This window comes from Paraburkholderia monticola, from assembly GCF_001580545.1.
Lineage (GTDB): Bacteria > Pseudomonadota > Gammaproteobacteria > Burkholderiales > Burkholderiaceae > Paraburkholderia > Paraburkholderia monticola.
In genome coordinates this window covers 12,254-32,602 of sequence record NZ_LRBG01000038.1, presented here as the reverse complement: position 1 = coordinate 32,602, position 20,349 = coordinate 12,254, and the positions used below count along the sequence as shown (strand labels likewise).

Below are 20,349 nucleotides of genomic sequence, written 5' to 3'. Positions count from 1 at the left end.
GTTTTCAGGGCTTGCGCAGGCTCAATTCGTGGACTGACAGGGCGACATGGTGAAAGCACATGCCGACGCAGAGCCGCCATTGATTGATGGCGTGGTGAGGGATCGTTGATGTCGAATCGAGACGGTTCGTCAGGAAGTCTAGACGGGGGCCATAGCTGACTTCCCCTTCCTTTTCGCGGGGTACCGGCACGGCCGAACATGAATCAGCCCTGCCGCGTGAAATCTACCGCTACTTCAAGCACTCCGTGACCAGCGGGAGGATTCGGGAATTGGCATCCTATTCGCGAACGCCTCCCGACTGATCGTCAGCCTGTCATCCGCGGCAATCGCGATACGCGTTCTGCAATTGCGCAGCACACGCGGCATCGTGAGCATCGCTGCTGCCGAACAGCGCGTCGGCGACGACCGCGCGCTTGAAATAGTGGCCAACCTGATATTCCTCGGTCATGCCGATGCCACCATGAAGCTGAATGGCCTGAGCGCACACGAAACGCGCGGCGCGCCCGATCACAGCCTTGGCCTGAGAAACAGCGCGTTGCCGCGCCGGCGCGTCGTCGTTTTCGAGCGATGCGAGCAACGCGTAGAGCATCGACCGCGCAAGCTCCATTTCAGCCGCCATGTCCGCCAGACGATGCTGCAGCGCCTGGAAGCTGCCGATCGGCACGCCAAACTGCTGGCGCACCTTGAGGTACTCGGCCGTGATTTCGATGGCCTTCTCCATGCCGCCCACCAGCTCGGCGCCGAGTGCGGCGCTCGCGTGGGCCAGTCCATGCTGGAGCGCGGCAAGACCGCTGCCGGGCTCACCCAATACGGCATCGCGGCTCACCTGCACCGCATCGAACGTCAGTTCGGCGGCAAAGCTGCCGTCGTGCAGCGGCAGCATGCGGCGCGCGAGGCCGGGCGCATCGGCATCGACTACCGCGAGCGTGATGCCGTCCGCGTCCGAAGCGCGCGCCGAGACGATGAAGGCGTGCGCATCCGCGCCGCCCAGCACCAGTGTCTTGCAGCCCGATAGCGAGTAGCCCTCCGGCGTCGCCACCGCCATCAGCGCGACGGGCTCCGGAAAGCCGCGTGACTGCGCCTCGCTGTATGCGAGCGCAAATTTGCGCGAGCCTTCGGCAAGCGCCGGCAGCCAATGCTCGCGCTGCGCAGGCGTGCCCGCCGCCCACAGCGTCTGAGCCGCCAGCACGGCGCAGCCGAGATACGGCTCGATCACCAGGGCGCGCCCAAGTTGCTGCGCGATCAAGACCGTGTCGATCAGCGAGCCGCCGAGGCCGCCGCACGACTCCGGCAACGCGGCCGCGAGCCAGCCGTTGTCCGCGAAGGTTTGCCAGTGCAACGCGCTCGACGTCGTGCGTGCCTTCACGAGCGCCGTTCGGGCATCGAAGCCGTAGTCCCTGTCGACGAAACGCCGGACGCTATCCTGCAGCAGTTGCTGCTCCGAATTGAGATTGAAGTTCATGATCGATCCGACGACTCAAAGTTGAAATAGCATCCTGGCGATGATCCCGCGCTGGACCTCGCTCGTGCCGCCATAGATCGTCGACGCGCGCCGGAAGAACATTTCGTTGGCCATGCCGCGAGCCACGTCCTCGCACGGCAACGGCGCATCGAGGCACGCGTCGTGCGGTTCGGGATAGGCCACCGCGCCGTAGTCGCCGAGCGCTTCGACCATGAATTCGCTGATGCGCTGCTGAAGCTCGGTGCCACGCACCTTGAGCATCGAGCCCATCGCGTGCGCGGCGGGACTGTGATCCTGCTCCATCGCGGCGACGCGCTCGACCATCATCGCGACCGCGCTCACCTCAGCTTCAAGGCGCGCAAAACGAAGCGCGAATGCCGGCTGCGCGATCAGCGGTGACGCACCCGCGCGCTGCGTCGTCGCGAGCGTGCGCAACTGCATCAGATAGCGGCGCAGGATCGGCAGATCCGCCGCGCTCGCATGCTCGTTGTTGAGCAGGAACTTCGTGATCTTCCAGCCGTCGCCCTCCGCGCCGATGCGGTTCGCAACCGGCACGCGCACGTTATCGAAGAACGTCTCGTTCAGATGATGGCAATCGTCGATGCTGCGAATCGGACGCACGGTGATGCCGGGTGTGTTCATATCGACGAGCAGGAAGCTGATACCGGCCTGCTTCTTCACTTCCGTGTCGGTGCGCACGAGGAGAAAGATCCAGTCGGACTCGTGCGCGTAGCTCGTCCAGATCTTCTGGCCGTTGACCACGTAGTGATCGCCCTCGCGCTGCGCACGGGTGCGCAGCGAGGCGAGGTCGGAGCCCGAGCCCGGCTCGGAGAAGCCCTGGCACCATAGCCGCTCGCCGTTCAGAATGAATGGCACATGCTCGGCCTGCTGCTGCGGCGACGCAAACTCGTTCAGCACCGGCCCGAGCAGCTTCTGTGCGAAGCCGTCCTGGGTCGGCGCGCCCGCAGCGATGCACGCTTCGTCGAAGACGAGGCGCTGCATCACCGTCCAGCCCGTGCCGCCGTTTTTTTGCGCCCAATAGGGCGCGCCCCAGCCGTGCCGATTCAGGATCTTTTGCCAGCGCACCAGATCCGCGCGCATGGAGCGCACGCTGCCCACCGGCTTACCGGCCAGATCGCGCGGCAGATGCTCGCGCAGGAATGCGCGCACCTCCTCGCGGAACGCGTCGAGCCCCGCATCAGGTTGGAAATCCATCGCCGTCTCCCCGTTCAGTTGCGGTACATCGTGACCACGCACGCGCCGCCTATGCCTACGTTGTGCTGTAATGCGACACGCGCACCCGCGACCTGCCGCTCGCCGGCCGTGGCGCGCAGTTGCTGGACGAGTTCCGTGCATTGCGCAAGTCCCGTGGCGCCGAGCGGATGTCCCTTCGAAAGCAGGCCGCCCGACGGATTGACGACATAACCTCCGCCATAAGTGTTGTCGCCGTCATCGATAAATTTCGCTGCGCCGCCTTCCGGGCATAGCCCGAGCGCTTCATAGGTGATCAGCTCGTTGTGCGCGAAGCAATCGTGCAGTTCGATCACGTTCACGTCCTCGGCGCCAATGCCGGCCGTCTCGTAGACCTGTTGTGCCGCGCGCTTCGCCATGCCGTATCCCGCGACATCGCGCAGGTCGTCGCCCTGGAGCGACTCAGGGCCGTCGGTCGTGAGCGCCTGCGCTGCGATCCAGACACGCGTGTCGAGGCCGTGACGGCGTGCGTACTCTTCACTGCACAGCACTGCGGCGGCGGCCCCACAGGTGGGCGGGCAGGCCATCAGGCGCGTCATCACGCCGGGCCACATGACCTGATCCGCCATCACGTCTTCGGCCGTTACGACCTTGCGGAATACCGCGAGCGGATTGTTCGCGGCGTGGCGGCTCGCCTTGGCACGAACCTTTGCGAAACTCTCGAGCGGCGTGCCGAAACGCTTCATATGCGCCATGCCCGCGCCGCCGAAAATGCGCAGCGCCGGCGGGATTTCGGCCGGCACGCCGAGGCGGTCGCACTGTTCGAGGAACAGATCCGAGGGCAACGGCCGGTCGTTGAAGTAGCTGCCGAGCGCGCCCGGATTCATCTGCTCGAAGCCGACTACGAGCGCGATATCGAGCGCGCCGGCCTCGATTGCCTGACGCGCAAGATAAAGGCCCGTCGAACCTGTCGAACAGTTGTTGTTGACGTTGATGATCGGCAGGCCGGTCATGCCGACGTGATAAAGGGCACGCTGGCCCGCCGTCGAATCGCCGTAGACGAAGCACGCGTAGGCTTGCTCGATCGCCTGATACGTCACGCCGGCATCGGCCAGCGCAAGGCGCGCCGCCTCGGCGCCCATCAAGTCATAGGTTTCGCTGGTGCCGGGTTTGCGGAACGGGACCATGCCCACGCCTGCGACAACGACTTTGCGCGTCATACGTTCTCCTTCAGTTGCTATGGGCGCCGATCGGACTGATCGGCATTGCTCGTTCAAAAGGGGGCGCGCCCCGCGTTAGGCCCGCTGAATTCAGACAAAAGCGGGCACACCCGTCAGCGCGCGCGCGATGATGAGTTGCTGGATCTCCGTCGTGCCATCGGGAATCGGAATGATGATCGCCTCGCGCAACAGTCGCTCCACGTTGAACTCCCTGGTGATGCCGTTGCCGCCGTGAAGCTGTACCGCATCGCGACAGACCTTGACGGCGGCTTCCGTCGCGAACGCCTTCGCCATCGATGCCTGCAGGTCGCAGCGCACGCCTGCGTCGATCAGACCGAACACCCGCTGGCACATGAGGCGTGCCGCGTCGACCATGATGGCCATGTTGGCGATCTTGGCGGCAATGAGCTGGTGTGCGGCAATCACCTTGCCGAACTGCTTGCGCTCCCTGGCGTAGGCGATCGACTCCTCCAGCGCGGCGCGCATGATGCCGACCGAGAGCGTGCCGACGTGAGCGCGTGCGTTCTCGAACACCTTCATCGTATTGCGCAGGCCCTCGCCTTCCTCGCCGATGAGATTGGTCGCCGGCACGCGCGCATCGGTGATGAAAATCTGTGCGGTCGACTGCGAGCCGAGCGCGATCTTGTCGATGTTGCGCGACTCGTAGCCGTGCTCCTTACGGTCGATGAGAATGTGCGAGAGACCCTTGTCGCCGCGCACCGTGCAGATCAGGACGTCGGAATAGACGCCGTTGGTGATCCACGTTTTCTCGCCGTTGACGATGAAGTGATCGCCGTCGCGCACGGCGCGCGTCTTGATCTCGGCGACGTTCGAGCCGACGTCCGGCTCGCTGATGCCGATGGAGCCGAAGATCTTGCCGGCGAGCACATCGGGCATGTACCGCTCGCGCACTTCCGGCCGCGCCTTGGTCAGCATGGACGCGAGGCCCATGTTGAGCATCACGCATAGCGCGATATCGCACGAGCAGGCGACCAGCTCCTCGAACAGCATGCCCTGCGTGGCGAACGACCAGCCCATGCCGCCATGCTCGACGGGAATGGTGCAGCCGGGGAGGCCGAACTCGGCGATGCGCTCCGTGAGCTCGCGCATCTTTCCCTTGGGGATGAACCGGTCGCGATACTCCTTCGCAACGGGCTTGACTTCCGACTGCAGGAACTTCCGAAAGCTCTCGACAGCCAGGTTCTGCTCTTCTGTGGGCAGTTGATACGACATGATATGAATTCCTCAAATAGTTTTCTGGTCACGCCCATCCGGACAGGCCGAATTGGTCGATACGCTTCCCGACATCACAGACTGCCGCCGTTACCCTGGATCGTGAAGCGTGCGCCCTCCGCCTGGCTCGCTCCGGCAGGTTGCCAACGTGCCCCGGCGTTGCGATAGTGGTAAGTTAGTTGCCGCGATTTCGACTGGCACCCCTCGTTCCGAGGGGGACACATTGGGGCGCATCGTTGCGAAACTTCGGGGTGCGACGCGTTCGCATCGGCGCGCACACGCCGCATCGCTCCGCCTCGGTGACGACTTGAATCCACCTTTCCCCAAACATCTGGTTTCAACCAAATTCTCGCCGCCGCGCATTGGCGCCAAATACGTGACGCGCGCGGGTCTGCTCGCGCAATTGCAGCGCAATCGCCATTGCCGGCTCGCGCTCGTCACCGGCAGCGCGGGCTATGGGAAGACGACACTGCTCGCGCAGTGGCGCAAGGCCTGCATCAAGGCGTCGGCCGAGGTCGTCTGGCTCTCGCTGACGGCGGACGAAAAGGGTTACGCCGATTTCTGCACCGCGCTGTTTGCTGCAATGCAACGCGTCGGCATTCCGGTCGAGATGGATTTGCCTCTCGACGGCACCAGCACGGCTGGCACGGATTCCGCGGTCGCGGTCATTGTCGAGGCGGCGGTGGGTCTGTCCAAAGACCTGTACCTGATGATCGACGACTATCACCACGTCGAAGCGCTGCACGCGCATAAGTTCATTCAGAAGCTCGTCGATCAGGGGCCGGGCAACCTGCATCTCGTGATTGGCTCGCGCCTCACGCCGCCCTTGAGTCTGAGCCGTCTGCGGATGATGGACCAACTCGTGGAGATCGACAGCGCCGGTCTGCCATTCGATCTCGCGGAGACACGTGCCTTCGTCGACGAAAACCTCGGCCCCGGCAAGCTCAACGCCGACGATCTGACGCTGATTCACGAACTGACGTGCGGATGGCCGTCGTGCATCCAGCTCATCATCATCATGCTCAGGAACCGGCCCGATGCGCGGGCCGTGCTCGGTGACCTCATCTGGCGCTCAAGCGACTTGCAGGCCTACCTGAGCGAAGAGGTCATGGCGCAGCTTCCTGCCGAACTGGCCGGGTTCGCCGAGGCACTGTCGATCTTTCGCCGCTTCAATGCGCCCCTCGCCCGCGAGATAACCGGCAACGCACACGCCGCCGATCTGCTCGAGCGCATGGAGGACGAGCACCTGCTGATCAGCCGCGTCGACTCGGACGACAGGACCGCGTGGTATCGCTTTCATCCGCTTCTTGGAGAATTCCTCGCGACCCGCCTCGCGCGCCGCGAAACCGGCGCCGTGCGCGAACTGCACCGGCGCGCGAGCCGCTGGTTCGCGGCCCACGGCTTGCTGGCCGAAGCGGTGCGCCACGCGAGTGCCGGTGAAGACGTCGAGTTTGCCGCGTCGGTCATCGAGCGCGCCGCGCCTGCCACATGGAGCCTCGAATATCTGGGTCCCACACTCAATCTGCTCGAACGGCTACCCGAAGAAACACTGCTCAGTCATCAACGGCTCCTGTTCATCGCATGCCTGACCGTCGCGCTCACGACGCGCGCGGCCCGAGCCGAGGCATGGCTCGCGCATCTGCACGCGAACGCACGGTCGGCCGATCCAGAGATCGCCCGCAGTCTGCCGTTGATTCACGCCGCCATCGCGTTCCAACAAGACGACACGCAACCCATGATCGACCTGCTGGAACCGCTTCGCGACGACGCGATCGATAATCCCTTCCTCCAGTACCTGCTGCTCGCCGAATTGTGTGCGGCCTACGCCGCAGCAGGCCGCTATGCCGAAGCGAGACGCCTCTTCAACCTGCACCCGGTGCCGCCGGCCGACCGCAACCACGACATGGCGCTCGTCGCGCAGGCGACGCGCGCGGCCACGATACTGCTCGAAGGCAACGCGCGCGAGGCCGAGCGCGAGAGCGCCGGACTGCTCACGCGCTCGGTTCAGGCGGTCGGCCGTCACTCGATCAGCGCCAACATTTGTGCAAGCGTGCTCGCGGATGCCTACTACGAACTCGACCGCATCGACGACGCCCGCGAGACGATCGCCAATCGCCCCGGCCTGCTGCATTCGTCCGGCCCGGACGTGATGATTCGCACGGCGCTGTGCCGGGCGCGTCTCGAACTGCTTCAGGAGAGCCCCGACGCCGCGCTCGCTTTCCTGCAGCAACAGACCGCGCATCTCCGCGGCATGCGCCAGATCCGTGCGGTCGCCCATATGCTGGCCGAACAGGTCAAGGTTTTGCTGCTCAAGTCCGACCATGCCGGTGCGCTCGAAACGTTAGGGCTGCTCGACGAAATCGTGCAAGGTCATCCGACTGCACGAGGTGCCCAGGCCGAGATACCTGGTATCGCCGCACTGGCTGGGGCGCGCGTGCATCGCCATACCGATCCCGAGAAGGCGCTCTACCTCCTTCGGATCACCCGCAGCCACGCCGAGGCACACGGCCGCGGCCGGCCAGGTGCGCTCGCGGATCTGCTTTCGGCCATTGTTCTGGCGGAACAGGGTCGTGACGACGAGGCGCACGGGTACCTCGCGCGTGCGGTGGAGGCGGCGCGGCGCCTCGGCCTCGTGCGAACCTTCGTCGATGAAGGCGCGGCGGCGGGCAAACTGCTCGCGAAGATGGTGCGCGAGCGCAAGCTCGAAGGTGCCACGTTGCAATACGCGATGGAACTCCTCGAGAAGTTCCCGGATTGCTCCCTTTCCGAGGGTCTCGAAGGCAACGCACGCCGCTCTGGCGCGTCGAAACTGCAACCGGTGCTTACGCCGCGCGAGCTCGAGATTCTGAGCCTCGTCGGCGAGGCCATGTCGAACAAGCGCATCGCTATCGCACTCGATATCACCATCGAAACGGTGAAGTGGAATCTGCGCAATATCTTCAGCAAGCTAGGGATGTCGAGTCGTTACGACGCGATGATCTGGGCGCGCAAGCAGGATCTGATTCGTTAGGTCTGCGGTGTATGCGTGTCCGCATGAGACCCGGCGATGGCGTGACTCGACGCGCCCCTACTCATCTTGCCGCGTCCCGGCAACCTGCGCTTCGAGAATGACCGGCTGTCCAAGCCCGATCCACATACGGGCCATCGGCAGGTAATGATCCTCGATCACGCTGCGCCTGATCTTCATGGTCGGCGTGAGAAAGCCGTTGTCGGCGGTCCAGGCATCTTTGACGACGACGACGCAGGCAAGCTTCTCGTGATCTTCGAGCGTGGCATTGACGCTATCGAGCACGTTCTGCAATTCCGCTCGCAACGCCTCATGCGCAGTCGCGTCCCGAAGCTCGTCTCTTGCAGCGGCCGACATCATCAACAATGCGAACGGCTGCACAAGCCCCGGGCCGGTCACGCACGTGGCCTCCACTTTCGGATGGCTCAACTTATTCTCGATCGGCGTGGGGGCCACATATTTTCCCTTGCTGGTCTTGAAGATTTCCTTGACCCGCCCCGTAATTCTCAGCCGGCCGATCTCGTCGAGTTCGCCGCAATCGCCGGTTTTGAAAAACCCGTCTTCAGTCATGCTTTGCGCGGTCAGCTCGGGCTGCTTGTAGTAGCCCAGCATCATCGTCGGCGCCTTGAGCAGAATCTCTCCGTTCCCGGCAATCCGGCATTCGACGCCGGGCATGGCCTGACCGGAGTAGCCGAGCCGCACGAGCCCAGGCCGGCTATAGTGCGAATACGAAAAGTTCTCTGTCATGCCGTATACGTCCAGCAACTCCAGGCCGAGCATGCGATACCAATTGATGATTTCCTCGGGCAGCGGCGCGGATCCGGTGAACGCGAGCCTTGTCGCGTCGAGCCCAAGCATCTTGAGAATCTGCTGTTTAATGGCGTCGGCTTCCGGCGCCGCCGTGTGAAGCAATGCCTGCTGGTTTTCAGGCAACTTCGCGCAGACGCCTTGATAAAACCTGGTCCAAAGCCGCGGCATCGAAATGAATACCGTGGGCCGGGCGCGCTGCAGGTCCTGGGCAAACGTGGCAAGGCTGTCGTTGAAGAAAACCCGGAAACCGTGACAAAGAGAATTCGACTCGACGAAGGACCGCTCGGCCGTGTGCGCGAGCGGTAAATAGGACAGTACGCGGTCGGCCGGGGTGAACCCGCAGAATTCCCCGGCTTGCGTTGCGTAGGCGAAAATCGACGCGAAACTGTGCATGACACCTTTCGGGCGGCCGGTGCTACCCGAGGTGTAGATGATGGTGGCCAGTGCTTCGGGTGCCGGCAGGTGAACATCCTGCAACGGGGCCGCATTTGCGACGATATCGTCCCATTGCAGCGCCTCGGGCACAGGCGACATCGGCAAGCCGATCGTTAGCGTATGCGGCGGCACGACCTTGCGGATTTCGTTCCATCCGTCGAGCTTGCCGACGAAAACCAGCCGAACGTCGCAATGCCCGAAGATGTACTGCGCGGTGTCCGCGCTCATGGTTGGGTAAAGCGGCACGGAAACGTGCCCCGCCAGCCAGATCGCCAGATCCGCGATGATCCAGTGCGCGCTGTTCTTCCCGACGATCGAGATCGCACTGTGCGGCGGCAACTGCAGCGACCGCAAATACGTCGCCATGCGCCGGGCCTGATTGCCGACCTCAGCCCAGCTGTAGTCGATCACCCTCCCGTCCGACATCGGCTCAGTCAGCCAGGGTGCATCCGGCTGTACGCGCTCCCAATGCAGGAAGCGATGAACGAGACTGCCCGAATTCGTACCGCTCATTTCTGTCTCCAGGTATTTATTGCGGATCGGCAATGCTCCGTGAATCCGCTCGCTACGCCATCGCTATTTTCAATGGCCATTGCTCGAATGCAGAGTAAGCCACGGTACGCGATCGGGGCAATTCATTCTCCCCCCGTTATTAGGGGTGACTTCGCCGCGTAGCCCCTCTGATTGAACATCCCGGGCGTGTCGGAAACGATGGATGATCGCCGGCGCGACGCGCGATAGGCGACCAGCCTCTTTCAGGGTCTGCACGAGGCATACGCTGTGCTCGCCGACAGCAGGAGCAGTTTGTAGAGTTCATCGATTAATGTCGCGGTTTAACAACCAATTCTCGTTGTTCTCAGCCGCGAAATTGGTCGCCCGAAGGACTCAAAGCCGGCAAAGACACCCAATTCCTGTCGCTTTGATACACCGGAGCTTAAAAAATCGACGATCCGCCCCTTTTACACATCTACCGGGCTTCGTGGGTGGCTACGCCCCATCATTACTGACAGCTACGCCTCGAACGGTGGCGAGCCGCAATCCTCTCATCGCTGGATGTCGGCTCTCGCAATTTGTTTCTCATGGGGCCATCCGTCTGGCCTTCAACGACATTCAAACCGAGCGCCCCAAAATCTGCGGCAATCGTTCGTTCGCGAATCATGAGCGAACGGTCCCTTCTGGCCCGTACTATGAATCCTACGAGTACCTTTCGGCGGTGCTTTCTGCCGGTCAGAGAGTGTCAACTTAAGGGGTTGCTGCCGCCAGACTCGCGTCCAACCGGATAAGCATCTGATCTATACCGTTCCCCGCCTCGCGTAGAAGATGCAATCATCGGCTGCGACGGACACGAGTGACCGAGTGCTACTTCTTTTTTGTGTAGTGCTTGTCCAGCAGTTGCAGCATATTGGCGGAATAGAAGACTTTCTTTGAGCTCTTCGGATTGCTCGGGTCCAGATATCTGGCCCGCGTATTACCCTCATGTTCAAAGACCGGCCATGTGCGCTTGAAGATGGGTTTTGAACCAGCTCAACTGCAATTCGCTTCCCTGCGCGTAGCCATCGAAATAGATGCCATAGTGGTCGATGCCATCAATCACGTGGTAAGCAACATTGCGGTTGACGTCCGCTCGCAACATGTCGGCCGCCTTACCACCGTTGAGCCGAGTGTCAAACAGCTCCTCGTTCCCCGCATCCACGATCAGTACCGGGCCACTAAATTCCTTTAATGCACGCAAGGGGTTGAATTGCCGAAACTTGCTCAACTGCAATATCCCCTCGTTACCTGGAGAGGCATCGGTCAGTGGCGGCATGTATGGAACGAGGCCTCGCGCCTGCTCAATGGCACGACGCTTAGCCAACTGCTTCATGGGGCCCTCCGGCGGCGCCATGAAAGGCACTTGTATAGCGAGCACTTTGACGCGCGCATCCATGCTGGCGCAGATGGCCGCAATCCCGCCACCAAAACTGGTTCCCCACAGGCCGATGCGCTCTGGGTCCACATTCGGCTGGCCCTCAATGTAGTCGATAGCGCAAAGGCATGCTTGCACCCACTGGGAAGGATCGATCACGTCGCGAATGTAGCTGACTGTCTCCATTCCGCCGTCAAGAGTGTGAACAACTGGTTGGGCTCCAGATCCAAACCAACCCGCATGGGTAAAAGTCAAACAGATCATGCCCTCCGCGCAGAACTTGGCAGCGTAGCGCTCGGCAGTGCCCTTCTCACCGCCGACCCCATGGGTCAGCACCACTGCTGGCAGTTTGGCATCATCCGTCGCACTGGAGGGGCAGTACACATCTGCGTCCAGGCCCACGCCATTGAACCAGATGGTCACTTCGGTGCGGGTGATGTTGGGCGGCATCACCAGAGGCGGGTATTCTCTTTTCGTAGCCATATTCACTCCATTTTTTTGCTGTGAAATCTTCGACAGATGACGATCAAACCGTTCAGCGGCCGCAGCACTTCCAACGTTGTATTCATCGAAGCAGATGCCGCGGCGATCGAAGCCAACAATGACCTGATAACGCACCGGCAGCCTTTCTGTTGAGGCTAGCCTCAAGCCAGGCTGGCCATCAATTTATCGACCCACGTAAACAGGTGGTCGTTGTTCTTTCAACGCTCGAACACGTTCCTGAAAGTCTTCGGTTTTCATCAGTCCAACGAAGTCGGGTAACAACGCGGCGAACGCTTTCTCTTCACCTTCGTCAATGAATTGATGCGCAGATGCCAAGGTGGCTTTTGTCCCTAGTGGTGCGGCGGCAGCGATTTTCTTCGCCAACTGAATACCAAGTTCGAGCGCAGATTCCGGTGTCGCAGAAATATCGTGGACCAAACGCATTCCACGTGCTTCTTCAGCGGTCCAATTGTCGCCGGTTAACATGTAACGCATAGCCTGCGCCCATCCCACCTCGCGCACAAATCGGATAGTGGCTCCGCCGCCTGGGAATAGTGCGCGTTGTGTCTCACCTTGAGAAAACACGGCATTGGCCGCTGCTACACGAATGTCTGCAGCCAGGAACAACTCATGCCCCATAAAAAAGGTATTCCCATGCGCGACCGTGATCACCGGCTTCGTCAATCTCGGTTTGCTTGTCTGCAACGGATTGATCAACCCTGGCAAGAATGGATTGAACTGACCCGAAGTCAAGGCTGGGGCAAACGCGTCAGCATCCAGGCCGGCCGAGAAATGATCGCCATGACCAAACAGGACGGCTGCAAGCAACGACGAATCTTCCTCGTAGGCGTGGTAGGCTTTTGCCAATTGAATATAAGTAGCTGGATCAATTCGATTTTGCGCGCTGGGTCGATTGATACCGATGAGTACAATAGCTCCCTGGCGTTCAATCGTCACGGTTTGAACAGGTGTAGTTTGGGCAGTTGAATCCGACATGATTTTTTCCTTAGTTTGAACTTGTGTTGGCAAGGTTTGAGTAAGTACGGCGGAAACATCAACGAGCGCGACTATCGTTCCTTTAAGAATTTCATGACGATCGAGGGGCGTCATGTTTAGCCCCCAGATGAGTAAACCAGTCTTTTGCGGCTTCAGCAGCAGGTAGGAGCTGGGACGAATAAAGGTCCTAATGACCACCTGTAAAGACAACCCATTTTTTCGGTCCAGTAATTTGCTCGAAGGCGCCCGAGTAACCCGCGAGCGGACCATGCAACGGACGTCATCCGATTTGCGGCTTTAGATAGCGGCAGGCTCATGGGGCGGACCTCTTTAATGCGGCAGCCAACCCGCGGATATCAGTGCGATCCATCGTCGAGACGTACTGCTACGCCGCCCTCAGCATATTCATGCCATCACGAGATTGAGATCCTTCGCCGGCCCCTTGATGCGAATCAGAACCTGATCGGCGGCGGGCATCGGCACCGGACGCGTAGTCGGCACGAGGACCTCAGGACCGCCGGGCTGTTTGATCTCAACGGCCGTCATGGATGACGGCGCACGAAAAGTTGAAGCAGACATGGATACCACTCTTTCTATGGATGAGGCTCGATTGATCCGGGCCTATCATTGAACGAGGAACTCTGGGGTGCAGTGTAGGCTTCGACATCGATGAACGCGCGAAGCATTATTCACACTGGGGGATGCAAATTTGCATCAGGAGGATGGCACGATGAACTGGGATGACGCGCGAGTGTTTCTCGCGGTGGAGTGCGAAAAAACGCTTCGCGGAGCGGCCAGGACGCTCAAATCTCGATCAGGCGACGGTCGGCAGACGGATTGCAGCACTGGAGCAGGTCCTACGTGCAACGCCTAAATACAAACGGTATACGTTGTGGCTCCCCGGATTCTCTCGTATTGATGGCACCAACCTTGCCAATCATCCGAGTACAAAGGCTCGTAAGGAGCAAGTGCGATCCGCGCATTTGGTTGCGACATAGCAAAATGTTGGCTCGTGAAGAGAGGCGCTTCAGCGAATACTTGAAGCGCTTTCAAGAACTGCTCCTGAAAGACATAAGGCCAACGCAGGAAAAAGTTCAAGCGCGGATGTCTCGGCATATCGGAGGAAAAAGACGTTTTTGAATTTCGCAAGTTCCATAGGAAAGCATTGTCACTTGCAAACCTATCGAGCGGGAGACTCGACGAAAATCAAGAAAACCAATTGGTGAAAAATCGGGCCAGCTGAAAGCAACCAATTCCTGTCGCAAACGACATTAATTGCTGAACTCCACGCAGCTCAACCTCGCTACGCGATTTTCCTCGTGGCGGAAGGCAGCAGGAGTCGAACCTACCCGAGAGCGTCTGACGCCCTCAACTGGGTTTGAAGCCCAGCCGCACCACCGGATACGAATGCCTTCCTACGGTGATTGAATGACGCGTGGCCGATCGAAAAAGTCCGCCAGCCCGATCAAGGCAGATCGAGCCAGCGACTATCCGTGCGCATGAGGTGCAGGCCACGGTGGAAGCGAGTATACCCAACCCGGTCGAAGAACTCCAAAAGCTGGATCGCGCGTTTTCTGCCGAGTCCGGTCGCGTCGCGAAACGGCGCGGCCGCCACGGTGCCCGCGTTCTTCTGCGCCTCGGCCGCCGCGATCGCCGCAAGCTCGCGAATCGCCTGCTGGTGATAGAACAGATCATGCACGACCTGGAACAGCTCGCCCTGGCGCGCGAGCTTGCGCAGCAATTGACGCACGCGCTCCTCGGGCACACGGTGCGCGTTCGCCAGGTCGCGCACCCACGGCGGATCGAAACGCCTCGCCTGGATCTCGGGCAGCAGCGTCGCGGCAAGCGTCTGGTCGGCGGCGTCGAGCGTCACGCTGTGGCCGGGCAAATGCAGCCAGGGTCCGCGTTTGACGAGCTCGCCGCGCGCCGCCGCAGCGTCGACCAGCGCGCGCCACAGCGCTTCGTCGACCAGAGGCGCCGCGATGCGCCGCAAACGCGACGCGTCCGGGCCGAGTTCATCGGGCGAGCGCTCGTGGTATTGCCCGAGCGCACTCGTCAGCCGTTCGGCGAGCGCGCGCCAGGCTGCATCCGCGATCAGCAGCGCATCGTGGCCCGGCAGTTCGATCGTATGGGTATCGGCCGGCAATGTGAGCGCGGCTGCCGGCATCCCCGTCAGGCGCTCCAGCAACGCGCGCGACAAACCGTGCGGCGCCCGTGCGAACAGCGCGTCGAGCGAACCGGTGTCGAGCAACGTCTGCATCGCGTCGAGCCACGCGAGCCGCTCCGGCGAGCGCCGCTTGCGCGCCGGGGCGAACGGATCGAGCACGTGCCCGCCGCCCACCGTACGATTGGCCTGCGCATTACGTACGACGAAGCGATCGCCCGGCACCGCGCACAGCGGCCGCTCGAACACCAGCTGCACGCGCGCGCACTGGCCTGGCGCGAGCGTGTCGACGTCGAGCAGCGCGACGTGCGCGACCTGATGCTGCGTGCCGAGATGCACGTGCAGCGGCGCCCATTGTTCGAGTGCGTGCGGCGCGTCGGCGAGCAGCGTCAACATCACGTCGATCCGCTCGCTCGCTTGCGACAGTCGCGGATCGACGATCCAGTCGCCGCGCTCGATCGCACTCTTTTCGATGCTCGCCAGATTCAACGCGCAGCGCTGGCCGGCGCGGCCGGATTCGGCGGGGCGATTCTGCGCGTGGATGCCGCGCACGCGCACCGCTTCGTTCCTCGGCGCGAGCAGCATCGTGTCGCCGACGCTCACGCTGCCCGCCACCACGGTCCCGGTGACGATCGTGCCCTGCCCCGCGAGCGTGAACACCCGATCGACGGCGAGGCGGAACAGCCCATCGTCGCGCTTCATGCGCCATGCCGCGGCCTGCTCGCGCAGATGCGCATTGAGCGCGGCGACACCCGCATCGCCCTCGCTGGTCGCACCGGTATCGAACACCGGCGCGTCACGCAGCACGCTGCCGGCGACGAACGCGCTCACTTCGTCGCGCACTTCGCGCAGGCGCTTGTCGTCGACGCGATCGACCTTCGTCAACGCGATCGCGCCGCGGCGGATGCCGAGCAGTTCGACGATCGCCAGATGCTCGCGCGTTTGCGGCATCACGCCGTCGTCGGCGGCGATGACCAGCAGCGCGAAGTCGATGCCGCTCGCGCCCGCGGTCATCGTATGCACGAGCTTTTCGTGGCCCGGCACATCGATCAGGCCGAGCACGTCGCCGTTCTCGAGCGGCACGTACGCGTAGCCGAGCTCGATCGAAATGCCGCGCGCTTTTTCTTCCTTGAGCCGGTCCGTGTCGACGCCGGTGAGGGCCTTCACGAGGCTCGTCTTGCCGTGGTCGATATGCCCAGCAGTACCGACGATCATGCGTGCATGTCCTTCAGTGGCGGTTCGCTTGCGCGATTAACTGGGCGACCAGTTGCGCTTCGTCGGCGGCTTCGAGGCAGCGCAGATCGAGCCGCAACGCGTCGTCGGCGATCCGGCCGATCACCGGCCGCGCCATCTCGCGCAACTGCTTTTCGAGCGCCAGCAGATGACGGCCGCCGCGCTTGCCATCGGCCATCCGCACGACGAGGCCATAGCTCGGCAGCACATCGACGGGCAATGCGCCGCTGCCGATCTGGCTGAACATCGGCTCAGCGGTCACGGTGTAGCGCGCGTCGATTGCCTGCTGCAGCGCCGGCAACACGCGCTGCGCGGCGCCGTGAATATCTTCAGCGGGCCGCGTGAGCAGTCGCAGCGTGGTCAGCCTCTCGGTCAGCTTCTCCGGCGCGCGATACAGCTGCAGCACCGGCTCCAACGCCGCGAGCGTCAGCTTGCCGACGCGCAGCGCGCGTTTGAGCGGATGCTTCTTGATCTTCGCGATCAGTTCGCGCCGCCCGACGATCAAGCCCGCCTGCGGACCGCCGAGCAGCTTGTCGCCGCTGAACGTGACGAGGTCGGCGCCTGCCGCGACGGTCTCGCGCACGGTCGGCTCCCGCGGCAAGCCCCATTCGCCGAGATCGACGAGCGTGCCGCTGCCGAGATCGACGGCGAGCGCAAGCCCGTGCGTATGCGCGAGCGGCGCGATCTCGTCGATGCCGACTTCCTTCGTGAAACCGCTGATCGCATAGTTGCTCGCGTGGACCTTCATCAACAGCGCGGTGTGCGCGGTGATCGCCTGTTCGTAATCCTTCAGATGCGTGCGGTTGGTCGTGCCGACTTCGCGCAGCTTCGCGCCCGCGCGGCTCATGATGTCGGGAATGCGAAACGCGCCGCCGATTTCGACGAGTTCGCCGCGCGACACCACCACTTCCTTCTTCGCGGCGAGCGCGGACAGTGTGAGCAGTACCGCGGCCGCATTGTTGTTGACGATGGTGGCCGCTTCGGCGCCGGTCAGCTCGCAGATCAGATCGTCGATCAGGTCGTCGCGATCGCCGCGCTTGCCGGTGGCGAGATCGAACTCGAGGTTGGCCGGTTGCGTGAGCGCGGTCATCACGGCACGCACCGACTCGTCGGGCAACAGCGCGCGGCCGAGGTTCGTATGCAGCACGGTGCCGGTCAGATTGAACACGCTACGCAGCCGCGACGCGTTGCGCGCAAGCAGCGCGGCGGCGACCGTCGTGTGCAGTTGCGCGGTGTCGAGCGCGCTCACGGCCGGGCTGCCCGCTGCATCGCCCGCTGCATCGCCGGATTGCGCGCTGATGCGCCAAGCGTCGAGCGCGTCGCGCAGCGCGTTGAGCACCTGCGTGCGGCCGTATTCGCTGACGAGCGGCGCGAATTCCGCCGACGCCATCACCTTGTCCACCGACGGCACGCGCGCCATCAGCGCACGCAATTCCGAGCTGCTCACATCACTCACGAGCAATCCTTATGTCGTTTTGAACTTGCGTCCGTTCAGGGTGCCGTTATGCGGGCTCGTCGTCCTCCGTTTCCGAGCCGCCGGCCGTTCGCTCCGGCCACAGCCACGGGTGCGGCGACGCGCGCCGGTAACCTTCCTCGCCCATCAGCAGGTCGAGCGTCAGGCTCGCGAGGTCGTCCGCGAACGGCTCGAACTCGTAGTCCTTCGCCTGGATGCCGATCTTGCGGTAAGTATGGCATTCGTCGCACGATTCCGCCTTCAGCGCGGCGTTTTTCGCTTCGGCTTCGCGCGTGGCCGCGTCGGCCTCGGGCGAACCGACCACGTGATACGCGATGCCCTTCGTCGAATCGCAGTTTGAGCATTTGGTCCGCACCATATGCCACTCGGTCGCGCACAGCCCGCATTGCAGATAGCGATAGTTGTCGTACGCCCCGCCGATGCGCACCGTGCTCGCGACCGGATACGAGCCGCACACCGGGCACAGGCCCGGCGTGTCGAGATACGGCACGGCACGTTTGTCGATGTCGGCGGCGAGGTCGGTCCACACGACCTGCAGCGCGGCCACGATGAACGGCGCGCTCGCCGGATCGACCTCGGCGAAGCGCTGCGCGAAGATCGCGTCGGCCTGTGCTTCGAGCGTAGCGGCGTCGAGCGCGCGCAGGCGCGCGAACAGCGCCACCAGCGGCGGCGTCAACGGGCCCGCGGCCTCGATCTTGTCGAGCAGTTGCAGCAGCACGTCGCGCCAGGCGGGATCGCGCGCGCCGGAGAGCGCCGGAATCAGCGGCATCGAATACTGCTGCGCGCTCGCGATCAGCTCGGGGCTCGGCGGCTGCGCCTTGAAGTGCGCGAGCACCGCCTGCTGCGCATCGGCGAGCGCAGCCATCAACCGCAGATAGCCGGCGATCGGATTGCTGCGCGATGCGAGCTGCCGCAGGCGCGCGGCGCGCGACGCGAACACCGCGAGCCGCTCCGGGGTGCGGATGCGAGGTATGGCCGAGGGATCGAGCGACTCGATGTCGGCGGCTTCGAGAATACGTTGAGCCAAGGTATCGACCTCTGAAAACTGAAGAGCCGCCGCCCGTCATCGACGTGGCGCGGCGGCCCGGTGCGCGGGGCGCTGCGTCCGGTGCATCGAGGCATGCATGGGAGCAGCGCCGATCGAGCGAACTTTACTTGCCGATGATTTCCCTGAACCAGTTCGGATGATGCTTGCGTGCCCAGCCATAGGTCACCGTGCCGCGCGTCATCGCACCGACGGAGCCCTTGACCCACAGCGCAGCATAGATATGGACGATGATGCCGACCATCAGCAAAAACGCCACGAACGCATGCACGAGCGCCGCGATCCGGATCACGTCGATCGAAAAATAGAACGAGAAGTAGCGCCGCCAGATCACGATGCCGCTCAGCAACAGCAGCAGCATACAGATCACCATCGTGAAGAACAGCAGCTTCTGCCCGGCGTTGTACTTGCCGATCGCGGGCAGGCGTTCCTCGCGATTGTTCAGCACGTCGCCGATCTGCTTCATCCACTGGATGTCCGCCTGGTCCAGATAGTTGTGATGCCAGAAGCGCAGCGCAAGGATCAGGAACGAGATGAACATCACGCAACCGATGAACGGGTGCAGAATCCGCGTCCACTGCCCGCCGCCGAGCACCACGTACAGAAACGCCATGGCCGGATGAAACAGCGCGAGACCGGACAGCGCGAGCAGGATGAAACAGATCGCGGTGATCCAGTGATTCGTGCGCTCGTTCGGCGTATAGCGCACGATCAGGCGGTTGCCCTTCACGTCCGTGAAGTCGGTGTGCTCGGTGTGGTTCATTGCGTACCCTCCCGCGAACGGCGTGCTTCTTCGGCTTCCTTGACGGCCGCGGCCTCGTCGGCCTCGGTCACCTCGTTCGGACCGACGCGCGTGTAGTGGAAGAAGCCCGCGAGCGCGGCGATCCCCATGATGGCGAGTCCGATCGGCTTGGCCACTCCCTTCCACAACGACACCAGCGGACTGATGCGCGGATCGTCCGGTAGCCCGTGATACAGCGACGGCCGGTCGGCGTGATGCAGCACGTACATCACATGCGTGCCGCCGACCTTGGCCGGGTTGTACAAACCCGCGTTCTGGAACCCGCGGTCCTTCAGATCGACGATGCGTTCCTCGGCCTGCTGCTTCATGTCCTCCTTGGTGCCGAACATGATCGCGCCGGTCGGGCAGGTCTTCACGCAGGCCGGCTCCTGGCCGACCGCCACGCGGTCCGAACACAGCGTGCACTTGTAGACGCGGCGATCCTGTTTCGACATACGCGGTATGTCGAACGGACAGCCGGCGATGCAGAAGCCGCAGCCGATGCAGTTCTCCTGATGGAAATCCACGATGCCGTTCGTGTACTGCACGATCGCGCCCGGCGACGGACAGGCCTTCAGACAGCCCGGATCCTCGCAGTGCATGCAGCCGTCCTTGCGGATCAGCCATTCGAGATCGCCGGCGGAATTCTCGTACTCCGAGAAGCGCATGACGGTCCACGAATGTTCGGTCAGGTCGTGCGGATTGTCGTAGACGCCGGTGTTGTGGCCGATCTCGTCGCGCAGATCGTTCCACTCCATGCAGGCCGTCTGACATGCCTTGCAGCCGATGCACTTCGATACGTCGATCAGCTTCGCGACCGTGCCCGTGGACGGTTCGCGAATCACCGGCGGCTGCGTGGTCGTGGCCGAAACGCGTCTGATGTCTAGTGATTGGAGTGCCATCTCTTCC

The 20,349-nt window shown here is 62.7% G+C and carries 14 protein-coding genes, 1 tRNA gene and 1 pseudogene; 2 read left to right on the top strand and 14 right to left on the bottom strand.

The window, feature by feature from the left end; translation table 11 throughout:
* Nucleotides 1-313 precede the first annotated feature (313 nt).
* The 4 genes from CI15_RS27700 to CI15_RS27685 all read right to left on the bottom strand — a co-directional run bounded on the left by CI15_RS27700 (nucleotide 314) and on the right by CI15_RS27685 (nucleotide 5,106).
* A complete protein-coding gene (locus CI15_RS27700) occupies nucleotides 314-1,462 on the bottom strand; it encodes an acyl-CoA dehydrogenase family protein (RefSeq protein WP_062134331.1) in 1,149 nt (382 codons plus the stop codon).
* A 15-nt stretch (nucleotides 1,463-1,477) separates the two neighbouring features.
* On the bottom strand, nucleotides 1,478-2,677 hold the full coding sequence (locus CI15_RS27695; protein WP_062134329.1) for an acyl-CoA dehydrogenase family protein: 1,200 nt from the start codon (nucleotides 2,675-2,677) through the stop codon (nucleotides 1,478-1,480).
* Between the two features lie 14 nt (nucleotides 2,678-2,691).
* Nucleotides 2,692-3,873 carry a lipid-transfer protein gene (locus CI15_RS27690; protein WP_062134327.1) on the bottom strand — a complete coding sequence of 394 codons (1,182 nt, stop codon included), beginning with the start codon at nucleotides 3,871-3,873 and terminating at the stop codon, nucleotides 2,692-2,694.
* A gap of 90 nt (nucleotides 3,874-3,963) precedes the next feature.
* Nucleotides 3,964-5,106, bottom strand: coding sequence for an acyl-CoA dehydrogenase family protein (locus CI15_RS27685; RefSeq protein WP_062134325.1), 1,143 nt, complete (start codon nucleotides 5,104-5,106; stop codon nucleotides 3,964-3,966).
* A 307-nt stretch (nucleotides 5,107-5,413) separates the two neighbouring features.
* Here CI15_RS27685 and CI15_RS27680 point away from each other — a divergent pair, with 307 nt between their 5' ends.
* Nucleotides 5,414-8,116, top strand: a complete 2,703-nt coding sequence (locus CI15_RS27680) for a winged helix-turn-helix domain-containing protein (protein WP_062136180.1) — start codon at nucleotides 5,414-5,416, stop codon at nucleotides 8,114-8,116.
* 57 nt (nucleotides 8,117-8,173) lie between these two features.
* On the opposite strand, the gene CI15_RS27675 is transcribed toward CI15_RS27680, so the two are convergent.
* The 4 genes from CI15_RS27675 to CI15_RS36805 form a co-directional block, all read right to left on the bottom strand.
* On the bottom strand, nucleotides 8,174-9,871 hold the full coding sequence (locus tag CI15_RS27675) for an AMP-binding protein (RefSeq protein WP_062134323.1): 1,698 nt from the start codon (nucleotides 9,869-9,871) through the stop codon (nucleotides 8,174-8,176).
* Between the two features lie 967 nt (nucleotides 9,872-10,838).
* On the bottom strand, nucleotides 10,839-11,882 hold the full coding sequence (locus CI15_RS27670; protein ID WP_153041214.1) for an alpha/beta hydrolase: 1,044 nt from the start codon (nucleotides 11,880-11,882) through the stop codon (nucleotides 10,839-10,841).
* Between the two features lie 48 nt (nucleotides 11,883-11,930).
* Nucleotides 11,931-12,857, bottom strand: coding sequence for a crotonase/enoyl-CoA hydratase family protein (locus CI15_RS27665; RefSeq protein WP_174543270.1), 927 nt, complete (start codon nucleotides 12,855-12,857; stop codon nucleotides 11,931-11,933).
* A gap of 291 nt (nucleotides 12,858-13,148) precedes the next feature.
* On the bottom strand, nucleotides 13,149-13,322 hold the full coding sequence (locus tag CI15_RS36805) for a hypothetical protein (protein WP_420915886.1): 174 nt from the start codon (nucleotides 13,320-13,322) through the stop codon (nucleotides 13,149-13,151).
* 151 nt (nucleotides 13,323-13,473) lie between these two features.
* Here CI15_RS36805 and CI15_RS37895 point away from each other — a divergent pair.
* Nucleotides 13,474-13,612, top strand: a pseudogene (locus CI15_RS37895) (LysR family transcriptional regulator); the annotation flags it as partial.
* Between the two features lie 451 nt (nucleotides 13,613-14,063).
* Here CI15_RS37895 and CI15_RS27660 read toward each other — a convergent pair.
* From CI15_RS27660 to fdxH, 6 genes are all read right to left on the bottom strand, one after another.
* Nucleotides 14,064-14,159: transfer RNA gene (locus tag CI15_RS27660), tRNA-Sec, on the bottom strand.
* A 49-nt stretch (nucleotides 14,160-14,208) separates the two neighbouring features.
* Entirely contained in the window at nucleotides 14,209-16,122 is a 1,914-nt protein-coding gene (gene selB / locus CI15_RS27655) for a selenocysteine-specific translation elongation factor (protein WP_062134316.1), read from the bottom strand.
* A gap of 13 nt (nucleotides 16,123-16,135) precedes the next feature.
* The gene (selA, locus tag CI15_RS27650; RefSeq protein ID WP_174543269.1) at nucleotides 16,136-17,596 is read right to left on the bottom strand and encodes an L-seryl-tRNA(Sec) selenium transferase; all 1,461 of its coding nucleotides are present in this window, start codon (nucleotides 17,594-17,596) and stop codon (nucleotides 16,136-16,138) included.
* Between the two features lie 46 nt (nucleotides 17,597-17,642).
* On the bottom strand, nucleotides 17,643-18,641 hold the full coding sequence (gene fdhE, locus CI15_RS27645; protein WP_062134311.1) for a formate dehydrogenase accessory protein FdhE: 999 nt from the start codon (nucleotides 18,639-18,641) through the stop codon (nucleotides 17,643-17,645).
* A gap of 124 nt (nucleotides 18,642-18,765) precedes the next feature.
* Complete coding sequence (locus tag CI15_RS27640; protein ID WP_062134308.1) at nucleotides 18,766-19,422, bottom strand: formate dehydrogenase subunit gamma; 657 nt, start codon at nucleotides 19,420-19,422, stop codon at nucleotides 18,766-18,768.
* Nucleotides 19,419-20,342 carry a formate dehydrogenase subunit beta gene (gene fdxH / locus CI15_RS27635; protein WP_062134305.1) on the bottom strand — a complete coding sequence of 308 codons (924 nt, stop codon included), beginning with the start codon at nucleotides 20,340-20,342 and terminating at the stop codon, nucleotides 19,419-19,421. Before fdxH ends, CI15_RS27640 begins: the two co-directional genes overlap by 4 nt.
* Between the last annotated feature and the right edge of the window lie 7 nt (nucleotides 20,343-20,349).

Coding starts and splice junctions, on each gene's coding strand:
- CI15_RS27700 (WP_062134331.1), bottom strand. CDS start 1,462: ATGAACTTCAATCTCAATTCGGAGCAGCAACTGCTGCAGGATAGCGTC.
- CI15_RS27695 (WP_062134329.1), bottom strand. CDS start 2,677: ATGGATTTCCAACCTGATGCGGGGCTCGACGCGTTCCGCGAGGAGGTG.
- CI15_RS27690 (WP_062134327.1), bottom strand. CDS start 3,873: ATGACGCGCAAAGTCGTTGTCGCAGGCGTGGGCATGGTCCCGTTCCGC.
- CI15_RS27685 (WP_062134325.1), bottom strand. CDS start 5,106: ATGTCGTATCAACTGCCCACAGAAGAGCAGAACCTGGCTGTCGAGAGC.
- CI15_RS27675 (WP_062134323.1), bottom strand. CDS start 9,871: ATGAGCGGTACGAATTCGGGCAGTCTCGTTCATCGCTTCCTGCATTGG.
- CI15_RS27665 (WP_174543270.1), bottom strand. CDS start 12,857: ATGACGCCCCTCGATCGTCATGAAATTCTTAAAGGAACGATAGTCGCG.
- CI15_RS36805 (WP_420915886.1), bottom strand. CDS start 13,322: ATGTCTGCTTCAACTTTTCGTGCGCCGTCATCCATGACGGCCGTTGAG.
- selB (WP_062134316.1), bottom strand. CDS start 16,122: ATGATCGTCGGTACTGCTGGGCATATCGACCACGGCAAGACGAGCCTC.
- CI15_RS27640 (WP_062134308.1), bottom strand. CDS start 19,422: ATGAACCACACCGAGCACACCGACTTCACGGACGTGAAGGGCAACCGC.
- fdxH (WP_062134305.1), bottom strand. CDS start 20,342: ATGGCACTCCAATCACTAGACATCAGACGCGTTTCGGCCACGACCACG.